Origin of the sequence: Sulfitobacter sp. LC.270.F.C4, assembly GCF_032922545.1 — a bacterium.
GTDB lineage: Bacteria > Pseudomonadota > Alphaproteobacteria > Rhodobacterales > Rhodobacteraceae > Sulfitobacter > Sulfitobacter profundi.
On sequence record NZ_CP136692.1, the window covers coordinates 1,156,692 to 1,174,560 of the forward strand.

Here is a 17,869-nt window from a genome sequence, read left to right on the forward strand (position 1 = left end):
CAACCATGGCCCATGCAAAAAACCACGACTACCATATTCTCCCCCCCTCGACCTGGCCGCTTTTGGGGTCGGTAGGCGGATTTGCCATGCTGGCGGGCGCCGTCCTGTGGATGCACGGAATGACGCCCTTCGTCTTCTTGGGCGGGCTGGTCGCCACACTTTACGTCATGTTCGCATGGTGGTCCGAAGTGGTCTCTGAAAGCGAAGTGGGCGATCACACCGGTGTGGTGCGGATCGGCCTGCGCTATGGCTTCATCCTGTTCATCATGTCCGAAGTCATGTTCTTCGTCGCGTGGTTCTGGTCCTTCTTCAAACAGGCCCTTTACCCGATGTATGAGTATGTCGGCTCAGAGTACGTCCAGCCCGAAATCCACGCGGTTGACGCCTTTCACCTGCCGCTAATCAACACGCTGGTGCTGCTGCTGTCGGGCTGTGCCGTGACATGGGCCCACCACGCGCTGGCGCATGAGAACAACCGCAAGGACCTGATCTCGGGCCTGACCATCGCCGTGATCCTCGGCGTGCTCTTCACCGCGTTGCAGGCTTACGAATACTACGAACTGCTGGTCCATGACGATTGGACCTTCGGCGGCGATATGTATTTCTCCAGCTTCTTCATGGCGACCGGCTTCCACGGCTTCCACGTTGTGATCGGCACGATCTTCCTCTTCGTCTGCCTGCTGCGCGCCATGCGCGGCCACTTCACCCCCGAACGCCACGTCGGCTTCGAGGCGGCGGCGTGGTACTGGCACTTCGTTGACGTGGTCTGGCTGTTCCTCTTCTTTGCCGTCTACATGTGGGGCCAGCCCTAAACATAAGGCGGGGTTGCATCCGCGCCCCACACCCGTAAAACCCAAACGCGCGAAGCCCTCTTCGCGCGTTTGTCGTTTCAGCCAGAGAGATTCGAATGCGGCGCAGCCTGTTCTTCATCATCGTCGGCCTTGGCGGGGCAGCCATCCTCGTCGCACTCGGGGTCTGGCAGGTGCAGCGGCTGGCATGGAAAGAGGCGATCATCGCCGATATCAACGCCCGGATCACCGCCGCTCCGGTGGCCTTGCCCCGCGATCCTGACCCACAAGCCGACGCCTATCTGCCCGTCACGGTCAGCGGAGAGATCGGGGCCGAGGCGCTGCATGTGCTGGTCAGCCAGAAGCAGAAAGGCGCAGGCTACCGTGTCATCGCGCCCATGACCTTGGAGGATAGCCGCCGCATCCTCGTCGACCTCGGCTTTACCGCCACAGCGAACAAAGACGCCATCGCCCCCGCGGGCAGCGCCACCCTGACCGGCAACTTGCAATGGCCCCAAGAGGTCGACAGTTTCACGCCCGAAGCCGACACCGAAAGCAACATCTGGTTCGCCCGGGATGTGGAGGTCATGGCTGACACGCTCAACACCGAGCCGCTCCTCGTCGTGGTCCGCGACGGCAGCGGGCCGGACCCCAAGATCACGCCGCTGCCCGTGGATACCGCCCGTATCCCCAACGATCACTTGCAATATGCGATCACCTGGTTTTCCCTCGCCGCCATCTGGCTGGCGATGACCGTTCTTTTCCTGCGCCGCCGCCGCGCCCCTGCAACGCCGAAAGTCGACTGACCCTATGCGCTATATCTCTACCCGTGGCACCGCCCCTGTCCTGTCCTTCGAAGAGGCGATGCTGACCGGCCTTGCCCGTGACGGCGGGCTCTATGTGCCCGAAACCATCCCGACGCTTACGCCTGAGCAAATCAACGCCATGCAGGGCCAAAGCTACGAAGAGGTCGCCTTTACGGTTATGCGCCCCTTCATCGGCGACACGTTTACCGACGACGAATTCCGCGCCATCATCGCCCGCGCCCACGAGGGTTTCGGCCACACCGCCCGCGCACCCCTGGTGCAACTGGCTCCGAACCACTTCCTGCTGGAACTCTTCCACGGCCCGACATTGGCGTTCAAAGACTTCGCCATGCAGTTGATCGGCCAGATGTTTCAGGCCGCTCTGGGTCGCAAGGGCGAGCGGGTGACCATCGTCGGCGCGACCTCGGGCGACACCGGCTCGGCCGCGATCGAAGCCTTCAAGGGGCTTGATAACGTCGATGTTTTCATCCTCTACCCGCATGGTCGGGTGTCTGACGTGCAGCGCCGCCAGATGACCACGCCAGCGGAGTCCAACGTCCACGCGCTGGCCATCGATGGCGATTTCGACGACTGCCAAGCGCGCCTGAAAGACATGTTCAACGATTTCGACTTCCGCGATTCCGTGCGGCTGGCAGGGGTGAACTCGATCAACTGGGGCAGGGTGCTGGCGCAGGTGGTTTACTACTTCACAGCCGCTACCAGCCTCGGCGCACCGGGCCGCGAAATCAGCTTCACCGTGCCCACCGGCAACTTCGGTGACATCTTTGCTGGCTACATCGCCAAACGCATGGGCCTGCCCATTGCCGATCTGGTCGTCGCCACCAACCAAAACGACATCCTGCACCGCTGTCTCTCAGGCCAAGGCTACCACAAAGGCGGCGTAACCCCGTCAATCAGCCCCTCGATGGACATCCAAGTCTCGTCCAATTTCGAACGCGCCCTTTTTGATGCATACGACCGCGACGCCGGGGCCGTGGCGCAACTGATGGACGAATTGGGGCAGGGCGGTTTCGATGTCTCCCAAGGCGCCATGCAGGCGCTGCAAGACACCTACCGCTCGGGCCGCGCCTCGGAAGAAGAAACCAGTGCCACCATCACCGACCGCCGCCGCACCACGGGCGAGCTGCTCTGCCCACATTCCGCCGTTGGCGTGAAAGTCGCAGATGAGCTGCGCGATCCGGCCACCCCGATGGTCACGCTGGCCACCGCGCATCCGGCCAAATTCCCCGACGCGGTGGAAGCCGCCACCGGCATTCGCCCGCCCCTGCCGCCGCGCATGGCGGACCTTTTCGACCGGGAAGAACGTTTCACCCGGCTGCCCAATGACCTCGACGCGCTGAAAGCGCATATCAAAGGAAACCTCCCCGCGTGAGCCTCCAACAGACCACATTGCCCAACGGCTTCCGGATCGTCACCGAACATATGGAGGGGCTCGCCTCCTCCGCCATCGGCGTCTGGGTGAACGCAGGCGCACGGCACGAAACGCCTCAACAAAACGGCATCGCGCATTTCCTTGAGCACATGGCCTTCAAGGGCACCGCCACCCGTTCGTCGCTGCAAATCGCCGAAGCGATCGAAGACGTGGGCGGCTATATCAACGCCTATACCTCGCGCGAAGTCACCGCCTATTACGCCCGCGTGCTGGAAAACGACGTGGCGCTCGGCCTCGACGTGATCGCCGATATCCTGCGCAACCCGGTGCTGGACCCTTCTGAGGTTGAAGTCGAACGCGGCGTGATCCTGCAAGAGATCGGCCAAGCCCTCGACACGCCCGACGATGTGATCTTCGACTGGCTCCAAGAGCAGGCCTATCCAGATCAACCCATCGGCCGCACCATCCTCGGCCCGTCCGAACGTGTCTCGGCCTTCTCGCGCGACGATCTGCAACGCTTCATCGCGGACCACTACGGCCCCGAGCAGATGATCCTCTCGGCTGCCGGTGCCGTGGACCACGACAAGATCGTAAAACTGGCCGAAAGCCTCTTTGGCGACATGCCCTCGAAAAAGCTCTACCAAATTGACAGCGCCCGCTTCGGCGGCGGCGAGTTCCGGCAGGTCAAACAGCTTGAGCAGGCCCATTTCGCCCTCGGCTTTGAAAGCCCCGGCTACCGCTCGGATGACATCTACATCGCCCAAATCTACGCCTCTGCCTTGGGCGGCGGCATGTCTTCGCGCCTGTTTCAAGAGATCCGCGAAAACCGCGGCCTCTGCTACACGATCTTTGCCCAAGCAGGCGCCTATGCCGACACCGGGATGACCACGATTTACGCCGGCACCAGCGCCGAGCAATTGCCCGAACTGGCAAACATCACCATTGACGAGATGAAGCGCGCGGCCTCTGACATGTCCCCCGCCGAAGTCGCCCGCGCCCGCGCCCAGATGAAAGCCGGGCTGCTGATGGGGCTGGAAAGCCCCTCGAACCGCGCCGAACGTCTGGCCCGCCTCATCCAAATCTGGGACCGCGTTCCGCCCCTCGAAGAGACCGTGGCCCAGATCGACGCCGTCACCACCGGCGATGTGCGCGATTTCGCCGAGCGCATGGCGACCCAAGCTCCGGCGGCGTTGGCCCTCTACGGCCCGGTCGACAGCGCACCAACGCTCGACGAGCTTCACAGCAGACGCGCCGCCTGATGCTGCTGGGGCGACGCAAACTGCGGATCGAAACGGAACGGCTGACCCTGCGTCCGCCGATCCATGCCGATTTCCGCGCCTGGTCCGCCCTGCGCCGCGCCAGCAACGACTACCTGCGCCCGTGGGAGCCGACATGGGCCGAGGATCACCTCACCCGCAAGGCTTTCACCAACCGCGTCTACTGGGCGCAGCGCTCGGTGTCCTCGGGCAACGCCATGCCGCTCTTCCTGATCCGCCGCAGCGATCAAAACCTCGTCGGTGCCATCACGCTCGACAACATCCGCCGTGGCCCCGCGCAATCCGGCACGCTCGGCTATTGGACGGGCGAACCCTTCGCCCGCCAAGGCTACATGCGCGAGGCGATAGAGGCGACGGTGCATCAGGCTTTCACCCGGCTTGACTTGTCTCGCATCGAAGCCGCCTGCCTGCCGGAAAACCAAGCCTCCCGCGGGTTGCTAGAGAAGGCTGGCTTCAAATATGAGGGCGTCGCGCAAAGCTATTTGCAAATCGATGGCCGCTGGCGGACCCATGTGCTCTATGCCTCCCTCCGTAAAGATCGGCGCGGCCGCACGGATGTCGGCTAGGTCTCCGGGCGCTGTCCGAAACGTCCCCCGGGTCCCGCAGGGTTCACACAGGGGGAACACTCCCCCATCCCCATCAAGCATCCGCACCGACTGTTCATACGCTTTGCCCTTGCATCCTCCTGCGCTGCGCAGGATCAAAGGACCATGACACTGAACCCCGCCGACACAGCCTTTACCGATACCCTGCGCGCACAACTGCCCGACGACGTGCTGCGCAAGCCCGAACAGCGCTACCTCGAAGAACCCCGAGGCCGCTACGCCGGGCAGGGCGGTGTGCTGGCCCTGCCGCGCAGCACCGAAGAGGTCGCCACCCTGATCCGCGCCGCCCATGCCGCCCGCGTGCCGGTGGTGCCCTATGGCGGCGGTACCGGCCTTGTCGGCGGGCAGATCAGCAGCGATGGCCCGGCACCGCTGATCCTCTCTCTTGAGCGCATGAACCGCATCCGTGCCGTGCTGCCCGAAGAGAACGTACTGGTCGCCGAAGCGGGCGTCATCCTCGCCGATGTCCAAGCCGCCGCCGAAGAGGCAAACCGCCTCTTCCCCCTGTCCCTCGCCGCCGAAGGGACGGCGCGCATCGGCGGCACACTCTCGACCAACGCAGGCGGCACCGGCGTGCTGCGCTACGGCAATGCCCGCGACCTTTGCCTCGGTCTCGAAGCCGTCCTGCCCGACGGCCAGATTTGGCACGGCCTCACGCGCCTACGCAAAAACAACACCGGCTACGACCTGCGCAACCTGCTGATCGGCGCCGAAGGCACGCTCGGCGTGATCACCGCCGCCGCCCTCAAACTCTATGCGCGCCCGGCCCGCAGTGGCACCGCGTTGATGGTCGTCGAAAGCCCAGCGGCGGCGCTGACGCTTCTCTCCCTCGCGCGGGACCACTTGGGCGAAATGATCAGCGCTTTCGAACTGATGCACCGCAGAGGTTTCGATTTCCTTAACGAAACCCTGCCCAACATCCGCCAACCCTTCGCCGAAACCCCGCAATGGAGCGTCTTGATCGACATCGGCACCCCCGGAGAGATCGATACCCACGCCGCGCTAGTGACACTCTTCGCCGCCGCCCTCGACGCAGGTCTCGTCTCGGACGGTCTCATCGCCCAAAACGCCCAGCAGGCCCAAGATTTCTGGACGATCCGCGAAACCATCCCAGAGGCCAACCGCTTGGTCGGCTCGGTCTCCAGCCACGACATCTCGGTGCCCCTCGGCGCAATCCCCGAATTCATCACCCGCGCCACCAAAGCACTGAACGCCCTCGGCGATTTCCGCATCAACTGCTTCGGCCATGTCGGAGACGGCAACCTGCATTACAACGTCTTCCCCGCAAAGGGCAAAACCCGCGCCGATTACGAAGATCAACGCGATGATGTGAAAGGTCTGGTCCACGATCTCGTCCATGAACTCGGCGGGTCATTCAGCGCGGAACATGGCGTGGGCCGCGTCAAGGTCGATGACCTCGAACGCTACGGCGACCCCGCCAAGCTCGCCGCCATGCGGGCGATCAAAACGGCCCTCGACCCCAAGGGCATCATGAACCCCGGTGCCGTCCTACGCGGTTAAAGCCCGTCGAAAGCGCAAAGCGCATGGACCTCTTTGCCAAGCGCTTCCAAACGCTTGCGCCCGCCCAATTCGGGCAGATCAATGATAAAGGCGCAAGAGACGATCTCGCCCCCCAAACGCTCTATCAGTTTGATCCCGGCCTCCGCCGTGCCACCCGTGGCCAGCAGATCGTCCACAACCAAAACCTTCTCGCCCGGCTTGATCGCATCGTCATGCAGCTCAACAATGGCCTCGCCATATTCAAGCTTATATTCTTGACTGATCACCGTGCCGGGCAGCTTGCCCTTCTTGCGGATCGGCACAAAACCCACGCTCAATTGATGCGCAATCGCCCCGCCAAGGATGAAACCGCGCGCTTCCAACCCGACCACCTTGTCGATGTTGATCCCCGCATAGGGATGCAGCATCTGGTCGATCGCCATGCGAAACCCGCGCGGATCGGCAAAAAGCGTTGTCACGTCACGAAACATGATTCCCTCATGGGGGAAATCTACGATCGTGCGAATATAATCCTGAACCTGTTTCATGCCGCCCTTCCGCGTGTTTGACCGGACCCGTCTTAGCGCAACGCGCCGCCCGGGCGAACCCCCCATCTGCGCCCGCCGCACAACATCCAGAAAGGGGCGCCAACCCCCCTCCCTTCATCCTTTCTTAAATACCGTCCGCACTCAGCCAAGCAGGGCCGCTGCCCGCGGTCAAAGCATCCGCCCCGCCACCGCATCCAGCTTGGCCAGCAACTCCGGATCGCGCGCATCCGGCTGGGTAAGGATCGCAAAATCCAGCGCCCGGTCACAGCCATGCGGGCAGGGCGCGCGGTCGGCACCCAAAAGCGCGGGCAGCCGCGAAACCATGGCGCGGCCCTTGTCGGCATTGTCCATCAGCGTGGCGATGATCTGCGTCACATCCACCTCGCCATGGTCGGGGTGCCAACTGTCGTAATCAGTGATCATCGCCACGCTCGCATAGCAAAGCTCGGCCTCGCGGGCGAGCTTTGCCTCGGGCATATTGGTCATGCCGATCACATCCGCGCCCCAGCTTTCGCGGTACATTTTCGATTCCGCCAATGTCGAGAACTGCGGCCCCTCCATTGCCAGATAGGTGCCGCCACGGTGCACGTTAATGCCCGCGTCCCGCGCGGCGGTCTCGCAGGCGTCGCTTAACCGCGGGCAGGTGGGATGGGCGACAGAGACATGGGCCACGCAGCCGGGGCCGAAAAAGCTTTTCTCGCGGGCCATGGTGCGGTCGATGAACTGATCGACGACCACGAAATCCCCCGGTGCCATCTCCTCGCGGAACGACCCGCAGGCGGAAACGCTTATCACATCCGTACAGCCCAATCGCTTAAGCGCGTCGATATTCGCGCGGTAGGGGACAGAGGTCGGCGTATGCACATGCCCCCGGCCATGGCGCGGCAGAAAGACCATGGCGACCCCGTTCAGCGTTCCGGTCAGCACCTGATCCGACGGCGCGCCCCAAGGAGTCTCAACCGTGACCCAATCGGCATCCTGAAGCCCGTCGATGTCGTAAATGCCGGAGCCGCCGATCACGGCGATTTTCGTATCTGTCATGGAGGGAGCCTGTGCCTTGGATGGTTGCCGGTAAGGCCCAAAGAACCTCATAGAATGCCACGGGGATCAAGTGTTTTTGCCAAGAGACGCGACACGTCTGCGTCAGGAGGTACCGGTCCTGCGCCGCTCACTCGGCCCGCAAAAGCGTTTCTGCATTGCAGCAAACTCTGCCCGAAGGGAGGCAATACGCTTTTCTTCGCGGCGAAATTCCTCTAGATGCAGCCAAAAGCGCCCCGCATCCGCGGTCAGGGCGCTATATCCGTTTTCCGAAAGTCAAAGGACGCCCCCATGCGCGCCACGCTGCACAATTTTGCCAAGAACCTTGATGTGACCGATCTGCGTTGGATGCCGGATGACGGTTTCTCCATCGGGCGGCTGCGCATCGAATTGCTGTCGGGGCTGACCGTGGCGCTGGCCTTGGTGCCCGAAGCGGTGGCTTTTGCTTTTGTCGCCGGGGTACACCCTCTGGTCGGGCTTTATGCCGCCTTCCTCGTTGGTCTCATCACCGCGCTGATCGGTGGTCGGCCGGGTATGATCTCGGGCGCCACAGGCGCGCTGGCGGTGGTCATGGTGGCCTTGGTGGCGCAGCATGGGGTTGAATACCTCTTTGCCACCGTGGTGCTGATGGGGCTTTTGCAGATCTTCGCAGGGGTCATGCAGTGGGGCAAGTTCATCCGGCTGGTGCCGCATCCGGTGATGTTGGGCTTCGTCAACGGCCTTGCCATCGTGATTTTCCTTGCCCAGATGAGCCAGTTCAAAGTGCCCGGCACCATGGTCGATACCGGCCACGGCATGGGCGGTGGCGAATGGCTTTCGGGCCAGCCGCTCTACCTGATGCTGGCGCTGGTGGCGGCAACCATGGCGATCATCTGGATCACCCCGCGCATCACCAAACTGATCCCCGCGCCGCTTGCGGGCATCGGGGTTATTGCCGCTCTGGTGATCGGTTTCGGCCTCGACGTGCCGCGGGTGGGCGATCTGGCGTCGATCCAAGGCGGCCTGCCGAGCCTGCATATCCCCATGGTGCCGCTGACGTGGGAGACGTTTGAGATCATCTTGCCCTATGCCGTGATCCTCGCCGCCATTGGCCTGATCGAAAGCTTGCTGACACTGAACCTTGTGGGTGATCTTACCGGCAAGCGCGGCGGCGCCAGCCAAGAGTGCATCGCCCAAGGTGTGGCCAACACGGTCACCGGTTTCTTCGGTGGCATGGGCGGCTGCGCGATGATCGGTCAGTCGATGATCAACGTGAAATCCGGTGGTCGCACCCGTGTTGCCGGGATCGCGGCGGCAGTGTTCTTGCTGCTTTTCATCCTCGTTGGTTCCTCGGTGATTGAACTTATCCCGCTTGCCGCCCTCGTTGGCGTGATGTTCATGGTGGTGATCGGCACCTTCGCTTGGAACTCGCTCACCATCCTGCGGAAAGTGCCGCTGATCGACGCCTTCGTCATCATTCTGGTGACGGTGGTGACCGTGATGGAAGACCTCGCCGTGGCGGTGGTCGTCGGCGTGATCGTCTCGGCGCTGGCCTATGCGTGGAACAACGCGCGCCGTATCCATGCGACCACGCGGGGGTCGGTGACCGAAGAGGGCGCCAAGGTCTATGAGATCCACGGCCCGCTGTTCTTCGGCTCGTCCGATGGCTTTGCCGAGCTGTTCGACGTGGAGAACGACCCCGAGGTGGTGATCGTCGATTTCGCCGACAGCCGGGTGGTGGATCAATCCGCGCTACAGGCGATCGAGGCGATGGCCGCGAAATACGAGGCGGCGGGCAAGCGTCTGCAGTTGCGTCACCTGAGCCGCGATTGTCACCGGTTGCTGACCAAGGCGGGGCATCTGATGGTCGATAGCGATGACGACCCTGATTATGAACTGGCGGTTGATTACGACGTGCGCACCGGGGTTCTGGGCGGGCACTGAATAGAAAACCCGGCGCCAAGAGGTGCCGGGTTTTGTTTTTTGTTCGAGGTTACCACCGGCCCGGAATCAAGCCGAAGGCGCCGGGCCATCGCCTGCCCGCCCTTCACGCCAAAGGCGTGCCGTATCATTCTGAGCGCACCTCCGGTGCGACCGGGTGGGCGATTTGGTGAGGTTTGGCGCGACATAGAGAACGCACATCACGACTGAACCATAAAGTGGCAGTTGGCCTTGTCTCATCGCCGACCCGCGGGCAGGCGATGACCCTTGCATCTCGACGGCAGCCCTCAGCCTTCAATCATCCGGCCGCTTCAACTCAAACACATCCCGCACCACCGTGTAATCGCGATAGCCCAGACGCGACAGCGGTTGGAACTGCGTCACGTCAAACCGCCCGTCAACCACGCAATCGTCGCGCATATGCACGCCCACGACCTCGCCGAAGACCGCGAAGTTCGCCTCGCCCGGCAGTTGCACGATCTGCGTCAGCTTGCATTCGAGGCTGGCTGGCGCATTGGCCACCCGCGCGCAGGCGATCTGTTCGCATTGGGCTTTGTCGATCCCGGCGCGGGCGAATTCGTCCTCGCCATGGGGCAGGGTGGCCGAGGTCACGTTCATCACGTCGCGCGCCGCATATTCCACCACGTTTACGCAAAACACCCCGGTCTCGCGGATGTTGGCCACGGAATCCTTGGTGCCGTCCACGTCTTCCTTGGCGCTGGTCGAGGCGAACATCACCTGCGGCGGCACATAGGCCACGGCGTTGAAGAAAGAATAGGGTGCGAGGTTGTCGCGGCCCTGACCGTCACGGCTGGAGATCCAGCCGATGGGGCGGGGGCTGACGATGGCGTTGAACGGATTATGCGGCAGACCATGGCCGTCTTCGGGACGATAGAACATGAACACTCCTTGATGGTTTGCACCCATGGCTAGCCTCATGCTACGTCCAGCGCCACCCGCAATTGCTCCTGAAAGCCTCCGGCCTTGCATCAGACGCCCTACAAGATGACCCCGGAGGGGCCCGCCGACCATTGGGAGGTCGAAGCGCTTTACGACACCTGTTTCGCGCCGGGGCGCGAGGCGCTGTCGTCTTACCGGCTACGCGACGGCGTGCCGCCTGTGGCGGGGCTGAGCCATGTGGCGCGCGACAGTGCAGGCATTCTGGCGGGCGCGATCCGCTATTGGCCCGTGCGCATCGGCGCGGCGAACGCACTGTTGCTTGGCCCGGTGGCTGTGCACCCGACAAGGCAAGGCGAAGGGCTGGGCGCGGGGCTGATCGAAACCTCACTAGAGCAAGCGGCCCCGCTGGGGTGGGAACGTGTGATGCTGGTGGGCGACGCGCCTTACTACAACCGCTTTGGCTTTACCCTTCTACAAGCTGTCGAGATGCCCCCGCCCACGAACCCCGCGCGCATCTTGGGCCGCGCCTTGGCCGAGGGGGCTTGGGCCGGGGTCACCGGCAAGGTTCGCCGCTGGCACGATTGATTTTACCCCAGACCCGACCCACATTGAGCCTAAGCTCAAAGAGGGACGCCCATGCAGATCGAAAGCAACCTGCCCAGCACTATTGATGTCGACGCCCGGCTGGATGAAATCGCCCGCCGCTATAAACAGGCGGGCGGCGTGGGCATTCATGTGCTGAACCTCATCGGCGGCAGCGCGGATGGGTTGATCGACCGATTGCCGGGTGCAGTGCGCCGCAATCTCGAAGGGGCGACGATGAAGGCGCTCGGCCATGCCATGCAGGCCGCCCATTCCAGCCGCAGCTATGTGAAGGACCAGCAGGGCTGGCTGAACCAAGCGGTCTCAACCGCCATGGGGGCCGCTGGCGGGGCCGGGGGGCTGCCCACTGCATTGGCCGAACTGCCCGTGACCACAACGCTGCTTTTGCGTGTCATCCAAGGCGTGGCGGCAGAACATGGGTTTGATCCGGCGGCTGAGAATGTGCAGTTCGACTGCGTCCATGTCTTCACCGCTGCAGGGCCATTGGCCGATGACGATAGTGCCGATCTGGGGTTTCTGACGGTCCGCATGGCGCTGACGGGCCGCGCGATGAACGCGGTGATCGCCCGCGTGGCCCCACGGCTGGCATTGGTGATGGGGCAAAAGCTGGCCGCGCAGGCGGTGCCGGTGCTGGGCGCTGTGGCCGGGGCGGCGACAAACTATGCCTATACCAGCTATTACCAAGACATGGCCCATGTGCATTTCGGCCTGCGCAGACTGGCGATAGAGGCGGATATCCCGCAAGAGGATCTGGTTGCCCGACTGCGACAGAAAATGGGTCGGACGCCGCCCAAGATCTGATCAGCGCCCGATACTGCCCGGCGCTACGGTGGTGGCCTTGATGATGGCGTAGCACCCCATCCCCTCGCGCAGATCAAGATCGCGCACTGCCCGCGCCGTGACGCGGGCAAGCAGGCGGTCACCGCCCGCGTCCAGCGCAATGGCAGCGCCCGGCCCGTCACCGGGGTGCACGGCATCCACCCGCACGGGCAGAATGTTAACCGAAGACAGCCCCTCGGGCCGCTGGCGCGACAAGATCACATCCTGCGCCAAGACCCGCAGCCGCACCCGCGTGCCTATCGGCGCTTGCACCCCCGGCAATTCCAGCTGCCCCGCTCGCACGGCGAGGGTCGAAAGCCCGTCTTCTGCATGGGCGATGACGTCAGCCTCCAGCACCGCACCCGCTTCGCGCACGCCCAGCAGGGGCACGGCGGCGGGGTCGGCCATGACATCAAACAGCGCGCCCTGCGCCTTTAGCCGCCCGTTTTGCAACAAGATCAGCCGATCGGCGAGCCGGGCAATCTCATCCACCGCGTGGCTGACGTAGAGGATCGGCAGGCCCAATCCCCCGTCGCGCAGGCGTTCGAGATAGGGCAAAATCTCTTGCTTGCGCGGGCCATCGAGGCTCGCCAATGGTTCGTCCATCAGCAGCAGGCGCGGATGGCAAAGCAGGGCGCGACCAAGGGCAACACGCTGCTTTTCTCCGCCCGACAGGGTCGCCGGGGCACGGTCGAGCAAGGGTTCAAGCCCCAGAAGCGCCACGACATCCTCAAAGTCCGCGCCTTGGCTGCCGCGCGGGGCATAGCGCGCGCCGAAGGTCAGGTTCTTGCGCACATCAAGATGCGGAAAAAGCCGCGCATCCTGAAAGACATAGCCCAGCCTGCGGCGATGTGGCGGCACCCAGATGCCGCGCTGCGTATCCAAGAGCACCTCACCCTCCAACACCACGCGGCCGACATCAGGGCGCAGCAATCCGGCAAGCGCGTTGATCACGGTCGTCTTGCCCGCACCCGAGCGGCCAAAAAGCGCGGTGATGCCCCCTTCGGTGGTGAATGACAGGTCTAGATCGAAGCCGTCGAACCGATGGCGCAGCGTGACCTCCAGCATCAGCGCGCCCCGGCGATGCGTCTGGCGACCCGCCGGGCCAATGCTTCGGAAAGCAGCACGGCGGCCAGCGCCACCAGCCCGGCCAACGCCGCCATGGTCAGCGCGCGGCTCTCACCGCCCGGCACCTGCAATGCCGTCCAAATCGCGCTCGGCAGGGTTTGGGTCTGGCCGGGGATATTGGCAACGAAGGTGATCGTGGCACCGAATTCGCCCATCGCCTTGGCAAAGCCCATCACCGCCCCGGCAAGGATGCCGGGAAAGATCAGTGGAAGGGTGACGCGGCAGAACACGCTGATGCGCGGCGCGCCAAGCGTGGCGGCGGCGGCCTCGATCCGTGGGTCAACGGCTTCGATCGCCAGCCGCATGGCGCGGACCATCAGCGGAAAGCTCATGATCAGAGCAGCCAGCACTGCGCCGGTCCAATGGAAGGCAAGGCCGATGCCGAAACTCTCCAACAGACGACCCATGGGGGCGTTGCGGCCAAAGCTCAACAGCAGCAGATAGCCCGTCACCACCGGCGGCAGAACCAGTGGCAGATGGACCAACGCGCTCAACACGCCCTTGCCGCGAAACTCCTTCCGGGCGAGGATCCACGCAACCCAAAGCGCCAGCGGCAGAGAGCAGAGCATCGCCACAGTCGCCACCCGCAGCGACAACAAGAGCGCGGCCCAAGCGGCAGCGTCAAGATCCATGATCGGCCCGAAGGAAACCATGATCCTCAAGGATCGTCTGCGCCTTTTGCGTGATCAGGAAATCGACCAGCGCGGTGCCTTCCGGCGTCAGGGCAGCGGCGGGATAGGTGATGGGGGCATGGGTATCGGCAGGCACCTCATAGACGATCTGCACGTCCTCCTCGGCATGGGCGTCACTGGCATAGACCACGCCAAAAGGCGTATCACCGCGCGCGACCAAAGCCAGTGCGGCGCGGACATTGTCGGTCTCGGCCAATTGGCTTTGCAGGCTCTCCCATAGACCCTCATGGGTCAGCCATTCGCGGGCATAGCTGCCTGCGGGCACCGCATCGCGTTGGCCCATGGCGAGCCGCCCCATGCGGCCCAGCCGGGCGGGCAGGTCGGCAGGCTGGGACAGCGCGGCGGTGCCACGGGGGGCGATCAGCACCAAGTGGTTGCGGGCGACGATCTGGGCCTTCTCGGCGGTGCTAACCCCTTGATCTGACAGCCAATCCATCCAATCGGTGTTCGCGAGAAGGACGACATCGGCAGGCGCTCCGGCAGCGACCTGCCGCGCCATCGTGCCCGACCCGCCGTAGGCCAAGGCCAATGGCGCGGGGAACGCTTCTGCGATCTCCTCCAGCGCGCCGCGTAGGCTGGCGGCGGCGAAGACGGTCAGCGGTGCCTCGGCCCGAAGGGGGAGGGCAAGGCCGCAGAACAGGGTCAGAAGGGCGCAAAATCTTATCATTTTGGTAGTATCTTTGATGCATTGAAGGGGGGCAAGTGCATATGGCCAGACAAGGATTGCCGCGCTAGGGTGAAGGCGAAAACAACCAGCCAGAGGGCGCGGCTGCGACGGATGACGACACAGGCACCGATATCGCTGAACGGCGGACAAAAGGACGATCTGCGCATTCAATTTTCAGCACTTTGCTGGCGTCGTAAACGTGGCAAGTTGCAGATCTTGCTGATTACCTCGCGCGGCAGCAAGCGTTGGATCATTCCCAAGGGCTGGCCGATGGACGGTAAAACCCCCGCCGCTTCGGCTCTGGTCGAGGCATGGGAGGAAGGCGGCGTCGTGGGGCAGGTGCGCGGGCAATGTCTGGGCGTTTATAGCTATGCCAAAACCGGGGAGGATGGGGCAGTGCCCTGTTTGGCGATGCTTTACCCGGTGAAGGTCAAGACATTGGCGAAACAGTTCCCCGAGAAGGGACAGCGCAAGCGGCTGTGGTGCTCGCGCCGGAAAGCTGCGCGGCTGGTGGATGCGCCCGATCTGGCGCGGTTGATCCGCGATTTCGATCCGCGCAACGGCGGTCTGGCGGGCTGATTGCGCGACAATGGCACGTGCGGGCCGATCCCGCCTGTCTTGACCTCGTTCCTGCGGCAGCCCATTTAGAGCAGAGAGTTCAAGGACCGGGTGAATGATCCGTTATGCGTTGAAATGCGAGGCCGGACATGGCTTCGACAGTTGGTTCCAATCGGCGGCAGCCTTTGACAGCCTCGCCCGCGGCGGCCATCTGAGCTGTGCCGTCTGTGGGTCGGCCGAGGTGCGTAAATCGCTGATGGCCCCGCGGGTCACCTCGGGCGAGTGCGCCCCCGAAGCGGTCGAGAAACCGCAGCCCGCCGAGAAACCCGCGCCGGTCCTGTCCAATCCGGCGAGCGATGTGGAAAAAGCGCTGACCGCGCTGCGCAACAAGGTCGAGGCGACCTCGGACTATGTCGGCAAGAATTTCGTTCGGGAAGCGCGCGACATGCACGCGGGGCGCACGCCCGAACGCGCGATCTATGGCGAAGCGCGGCTGGATCAAGCCCGCGCCTTGATCGAAGAAGGCGTCCCGCTGATGCCCCTGCCGTTCAAACCCAAACGCCAACTTTCCTGAAGGCGCATTCTCGCAAAGGCGCATTCTGGTAAAGGCCGATTCTGATAAAGGACCCTCCATGACCATTGTGATCACAGGCGCGAGCCGCGGCATCGGCGCGACGCTGGCCGCACAGTATAAAGATGCAGGCGAAGAGGTGATCGGCACCGCCCGCGGCGCGGGGGCGGAGGCCGTGTTGGATGTGACCGACCCGACAAGCCACGCCGCTTTTGCCGCAAGCCTCGCGGACCGTCCGCTGGACTTGCTGATCTGCAATGCAGGCGTCTATCTGGATAAGGGCGATGATCTGGATGCGGGCTTCGGGCCTGATCTCTGGGCGCAGAGTTTCGCGACCAATGTGACCGGGGTTTTTCTGACGGTGCAATCGCTCCTGCCGAACCTGCGTGCGGCAAAGAGCGCGAAAATTGCGATTATCGCCTCGCAGATGGGGTCGCAGACGCGGGCACCGGGGGGCAGCTATATCTACCGCGCCTCCAAGGCGGCGGCGATCAATCTGGGGCGCAATTTGGCGGTGGACCTGAAGCCAGAGGGCATCGCGGTGGGGATTTACCACCCCGGCTGGGTGCGCACTGATATGGGTGGTGATCAGGGCGAAATCAGCGTGGCGGAGTTTGCCCAAGGTCTTGCCCAGCGGATCGCTGCGCTTGATCTGGCGCGGACGGGCGCGTTTGAGACATGGGATGGCCGGGCGCATCCGTTCTAGGGCACTCGACATAACGTCATGTTAAATAGGCTTGCCCTTGCCGTGCCGTGGGCTTAGACCGCGCTGGACTGTTGCGCGGGGGACAATATGCCTGTTCTGGTTATGAAATTCGGTGGGACTTCGGTCGCCACTTTGGACCGTATCCGCCGCGCGGCAAAGCGCGTCGGCGTTGAGGTGGCCAAAGGCTATGACGTGATCGTCATCGTTTCGGCCATGTCGGGCGAGACGAACAAGCTGGTGGGCTTTGTCAACGAGACTTCGCCGCTTTATGACGCGCGCGAATATGATGCGATCGTGTCGAGTGGCGAGAATGTCACCGCCGGGCTGATGGCGCTGACCTTGCAGGAAATGGACGTGCCCGCGCGGTCTTGGCAGGGTTGGCAGGTGCCGGTGCGTACCACCGATGCCCATTCCGCCGCGCGGATTGAGGAAATTCCAACAGACAACATCACCGCCAAATTCGGCGAAGGCATGAAGGTTGCCGTGGTCGCAGGCTTTCAGGGCATCAGCCCGCAGGGCCGGATCACCACGCTGGGCCGGGGTGGGTCTGACACGACCGCCGTGGCCTTTGCCGCTGCTTTTGATGCTGAGCGCTGCGATATCTATACCGACGTGGACGGCGTTTACACGACCGACCCGCGGGTCGAATCCAAGGCACGCAAACTTGACAAGATTTCCTTTGAAGAGATGCTGGAACTGGCCTCTCTCGGGGCGAAGGTTTTGCAAACCCGGTCGGTCGAGCTGGCGATGCGCTACAAGGTTAAACTGCGCGTGCTGAGCAGTTTCGAAGAACAATCTGACGATGCCGGGACGCTCGTCTGCGATGAGGAGGAAATCATGGAAAGCAATGTGGTGGCCGGGGTCGCGTTTTCCCGTGATGAGGCAAAGATGACCTTGGTGTCCGTGGCGGACCGCCCCGGCATCGCGGCGACGATCTTTACCGCGCTCAGCGAAGGTGGCGTCAACGTCGACATGATCGTCCAAAACATCGCCGAAGAAGGCCGCACCGATATGACGTGGTCTTGCCCCGTCGATCAGGTGATCCGCGCCGAAAAGGCGATGGAGAAAGCCCATGAAGAGGGCATCATCAACTATCAAGAGTTGATCGCCGACAAGGGTGTGGCCAAGGTTTCCGTGGTGGGCATCGGCATGCGCAGCCACACCGGCGTGGCCGCTAAGATGTTCAAAGTCCTCTCGGATGAGGGGATCAACATCAAGGTTATCACCACCTCTGAGATCAAGATCAGCGTGTTGATTGACCGCAAGTATATGGAGCTGGCCGTGCAGGCGCTTCATGATGCTTTCGAGCTTGATAAAGCCGCTTAAGCATCTGCGATCAAATGGGTTTTA

19 protein-coding genes are annotated in these 17,869 nt (G+C 63.2%); 13 read left to right on the plus strand and 6 right to left on the minus strand.

Features of this window, described 5'->3' with window-relative positions:
* Positions 1–5 precede the first annotated feature (5 nt).
* The 6 genes from R1T45_RS09570 to R1T45_RS09595 all read left to right on the plus strand — a co-directional run bounded on the left by R1T45_RS09570 (position 6) and on the right by R1T45_RS09595 (position 6,390).
* Positions 6–812, plus strand: a complete 807-nt coding sequence (locus R1T45_RS09570; protein ID WP_120351629.1) for a cytochrome c oxidase subunit 3 — start codon at positions 6–8, stop codon at positions 810–812.
* A gap of 95 nt (positions 813–907) precedes the next feature.
* A complete protein-coding gene (locus tag R1T45_RS09575) occupies positions 908–1,594 on the plus strand; it encodes an SURF1 family protein (RefSeq protein WP_132444370.1) in 687 nt (228 codons plus the stop codon).
* Between the two features lie 4 nt (positions 1,595–1,598).
* The gene (thrC, locus tag R1T45_RS09580; protein WP_317390683.1) at positions 1,599–2,987 is read left to right on the plus strand and encodes a threonine synthase; all 1,389 of its coding nucleotides are present in this window, start codon (positions 1,599–1,601) and stop codon (positions 2,985–2,987) included.
* A complete protein-coding gene (locus R1T45_RS09585; protein WP_120351626.1) occupies positions 2,984–4,246 on the plus strand; it encodes a M16 family metallopeptidase in 1,263 nt (420 codons plus the stop codon). Before thrC ends, R1T45_RS09585 begins: the two co-directional genes overlap by 4 nt.
* Entirely contained in the window at positions 4,246–4,830 is a 585-nt protein-coding gene (locus R1T45_RS09590) for a GNAT family N-acetyltransferase (protein WP_067621886.1), read from the plus strand. The genes R1T45_RS09585 and R1T45_RS09590 overlap by 1 nt, the downstream gene beginning before the upstream one ends.
* A 144-nt stretch (positions 4,831–4,974) precedes the next feature.
* A complete protein-coding gene (locus tag R1T45_RS09595; RefSeq protein ID WP_317390684.1) occupies positions 4,975–6,390 on the plus strand; it encodes an FAD-binding oxidoreductase in 1,416 nt (471 codons plus the stop codon).
* On the opposite strand, the gene R1T45_RS09600 is transcribed toward R1T45_RS09595, so the two are convergent.
* Together R1T45_RS09600 and R1T45_RS09605 are read right to left on the minus strand one after the other, a co-directional pair.
* Positions 6,387–6,917, minus strand: coding sequence for an adenine phosphoribosyltransferase (locus R1T45_RS09600; RefSeq protein WP_067939895.1), 531 nt, complete (start codon positions 6,915–6,917; stop codon positions 6,387–6,389). The two genes, R1T45_RS09595 and R1T45_RS09600, sit on opposite strands and share 4 nt — an antisense overlap.
* Before the next feature lie 168 nt (positions 6,918–7,085).
* Positions 7,086–7,958 carry an S-methyl-5'-thioadenosine phosphorylase gene (locus tag R1T45_RS09605; RefSeq protein ID WP_317390685.1) on the minus strand — a complete coding sequence of 291 codons (873 nt, stop codon included), beginning with the start codon at positions 7,956–7,958 and terminating at the stop codon, positions 7,086–7,088.
* A 288-nt stretch (positions 7,959–8,246) separates the two neighbouring features.
* On the opposite strand from R1T45_RS09605, the gene R1T45_RS09610 reads away from it, so the two are divergent.
* Positions 8,247–9,878: a SulP family inorganic anion transporter gene (locus tag R1T45_RS09610; protein ID WP_317390686.1), complete on the plus strand. Its 1,632-nt coding sequence runs from the start codon at positions 8,247–8,249 to the stop codon at positions 9,876–9,878.
* 291 nt (positions 9,879–10,169) lie between these two features.
* Here R1T45_RS09610 and R1T45_RS09615 read toward each other — a convergent pair whose 3' ends face one another.
* The gene (locus R1T45_RS09615; RefSeq protein WP_259945703.1) at positions 10,170–10,775 is read right to left on the minus strand and encodes a flavin reductase family protein; all 606 of its coding nucleotides are present in this window, start codon (positions 10,773–10,775) and stop codon (positions 10,170–10,172) included.
* A gap of 105 nt (positions 10,776–10,880) precedes the next feature.
* Here R1T45_RS09615 and R1T45_RS09620 point away from each other — a divergent pair, with 105 nt between their 5' ends.
* Both R1T45_RS09620 and R1T45_RS09625 read left to right on the plus strand, forming a co-directional pair.
* Complete coding sequence (locus R1T45_RS09620) at positions 10,881–11,360, plus strand: N-acetyltransferase (RefSeq protein ID WP_317391066.1); 480 nt, start codon at positions 10,881–10,883, stop codon at positions 11,358–11,360.
* Positions 11,361–11,411: 51 nt separating this feature from the next.
* Positions 11,412–12,179 (plus strand): EcsC family protein, encoded by a 768-nt coding sequence (locus tag R1T45_RS09625; RefSeq protein WP_132444375.1) that lies wholly within the window; start codon positions 11,412–11,414, stop codon positions 12,177–12,179.
* Here the strand turns inward: R1T45_RS09625 and modC are convergent, their stop codons facing one another.
* From modC to modA, 3 genes are read right to left on the minus strand one after another with little or no spacing between them, the layout of a single operon-like run.
* Positions 12,180–13,265 carry a molybdenum ABC transporter ATP-binding protein gene (gene modC / locus R1T45_RS09630; protein WP_411041391.1) on the minus strand — a complete coding sequence of 362 codons (1,086 nt, stop codon included), beginning with the start codon at positions 13,263–13,265 and terminating at the stop codon, positions 12,180–12,182.
* Positions 13,265–13,957 (minus strand): molybdate ABC transporter permease subunit, encoded by a 693-nt coding sequence (modB, locus tag R1T45_RS09635; protein WP_132444377.1) that lies wholly within the window; start codon positions 13,955–13,957, stop codon positions 13,265–13,267. The genes modC and modB overlap by 1 nt, the downstream gene beginning before the upstream one ends.
* A complete protein-coding gene (gene modA / locus R1T45_RS09640; protein WP_067939887.1) occupies positions 13,947–14,684 on the minus strand; it encodes a molybdate ABC transporter substrate-binding protein in 738 nt (245 codons plus the stop codon). Before modA ends, modB begins: the two co-directional genes overlap by 11 nt.
* Before the next feature lie 111 nt (positions 14,685–14,795).
* On the opposite strand from modA, the gene R1T45_RS09645 reads away from it, so the two are divergent.
* The 4 genes from R1T45_RS09645 (at position 14,796) to R1T45_RS09660 (ending at position 17,845) form a co-directional block, all read left to right on the plus strand.
* Positions 14,796–15,263, plus strand: a complete 468-nt coding sequence (locus R1T45_RS09645; protein WP_317390687.1) for an NUDIX hydrolase — start codon at positions 14,796–14,798, stop codon at positions 15,261–15,263.
* A gap of 94 nt (positions 15,264–15,357) precedes the next feature.
* Positions 15,358–15,816 carry a DUF1178 family protein gene (locus tag R1T45_RS09650; protein WP_120351617.1) on the plus strand — a complete coding sequence of 153 codons (459 nt, stop codon included), beginning with the start codon at positions 15,358–15,360 and terminating at the stop codon, positions 15,814–15,816.
* Positions 15,817–15,874: 58 nt separating this feature from the next.
* Complete coding sequence (locus tag R1T45_RS09655; RefSeq protein ID WP_317390688.1) at positions 15,875–16,519, plus strand: SDR family NAD(P)-dependent oxidoreductase; 645 nt, start codon at positions 15,875–15,877, stop codon at positions 16,517–16,519.
* Between the two features lie 87 nt (positions 16,520–16,606).
* On the plus strand, positions 16,607–17,845 hold the full coding sequence (locus tag R1T45_RS09660) for an aspartate kinase (RefSeq protein ID WP_132444380.1): 1,239 nt from the start codon (positions 16,607–16,609) through the stop codon (positions 17,843–17,845).
* The last annotated feature ends 24 nt before the right edge of the window (positions 17,846–17,869 follow it).

Bases quoted from the DNA above. Each gene is read 5' to 3' on its own strand.
- R1T45_RS09570 (WP_120351629.1), top strand. From the start codon at position 6: ATGGCCCATGCAAAAAACCACGACTACCATATTCTCCCCCCCTCGACC.
- R1T45_RS09575 (WP_132444370.1), top strand. From the start codon at position 908: ATGCGGCGCAGCCTGTTCTTCATCATCGTCGGCCTTGGCGGGGCAGCC.
- thrC (WP_317390683.1), top strand. From the start codon at position 1,599: ATGCGCTATATCTCTACCCGTGGCACCGCCCCTGTCCTGTCCTTCGAA.
- R1T45_RS09590 (WP_067621886.1), top strand. From the start codon at position 4,246: ATGCTGCTGGGGCGACGCAAACTGCGGATCGAAACGGAACGGCTGACC.
- R1T45_RS09595 (WP_317390684.1), top strand. From the start codon at position 4,975: ATGACACTGAACCCCGCCGACACAGCCTTTACCGATACCCTGCGCGCA.
- R1T45_RS09600 (WP_067939895.1), bottom strand. From the start codon at position 6,917: ATGAAACAGGTTCAGGATTATATTCGCACGATCGTAGATTTCCCCCAT.
- R1T45_RS09605 (WP_317390685.1), bottom strand. From the start codon at position 7,958: ATGACAGATACGAAAATCGCCGTGATCGGCGGCTCCGGCATTTACGAC.
- R1T45_RS09610 (WP_317390686.1), top strand. From the start codon at position 8,247: ATGCGCGCCACGCTGCACAATTTTGCCAAGAACCTTGATGTGACCGAT.
- R1T45_RS09615 (WP_259945703.1), bottom strand. From the start codon at position 10,775: ATGTTCTATCGTCCCGAAGACGGCCATGGTCTGCCGCATAATCCGTTC.
- R1T45_RS09620 (WP_317391066.1), top strand. From the start codon at position 10,881: ATGACCCCGGAGGGGCCCGCCGACCATTGGGAGGTCGAAGCGCTTTAC.
- R1T45_RS09625 (WP_132444375.1), top strand. From the start codon at position 11,412: ATGCAGATCGAAAGCAACCTGCCCAGCACTATTGATGTCGACGCCCGG.
- modC (WP_411041391.1), bottom strand. From the start codon at position 13,265: ATGCTGGAGGTCACGCTGCGCCATCGGTTCGACGGCTTCGATCTAGAC.
- modB (WP_132444377.1), bottom strand. From the start codon at position 13,957: ATGGATCTTGACGCTGCCGCTTGGGCCGCGCTCTTGTTGTCGCTGCGG.
- modA (WP_067939887.1), bottom strand. From the start codon at position 14,684: ATGATAAGATTTTGCGCCCTTCTGACCCTGTTCTGCGGCCTTGCCCTC.
- R1T45_RS09645 (WP_317390687.1), top strand. From the start codon at position 14,796: ATGACGACACAGGCACCGATATCGCTGAACGGCGGACAAAAGGACGAT.
- R1T45_RS09650 (WP_120351617.1), top strand. From the start codon at position 15,358: ATGATCCGTTATGCGTTGAAATGCGAGGCCGGACATGGCTTCGACAGT.
- R1T45_RS09655 (WP_317390688.1), top strand. From the start codon at position 15,875: ATGACCATTGTGATCACAGGCGCGAGCCGCGGCATCGGCGCGACGCTG.
- R1T45_RS09660 (WP_132444380.1), top strand. From the start codon at position 16,607: ATGCCTGTTCTGGTTATGAAATTCGGTGGGACTTCGGTCGCCACTTTG.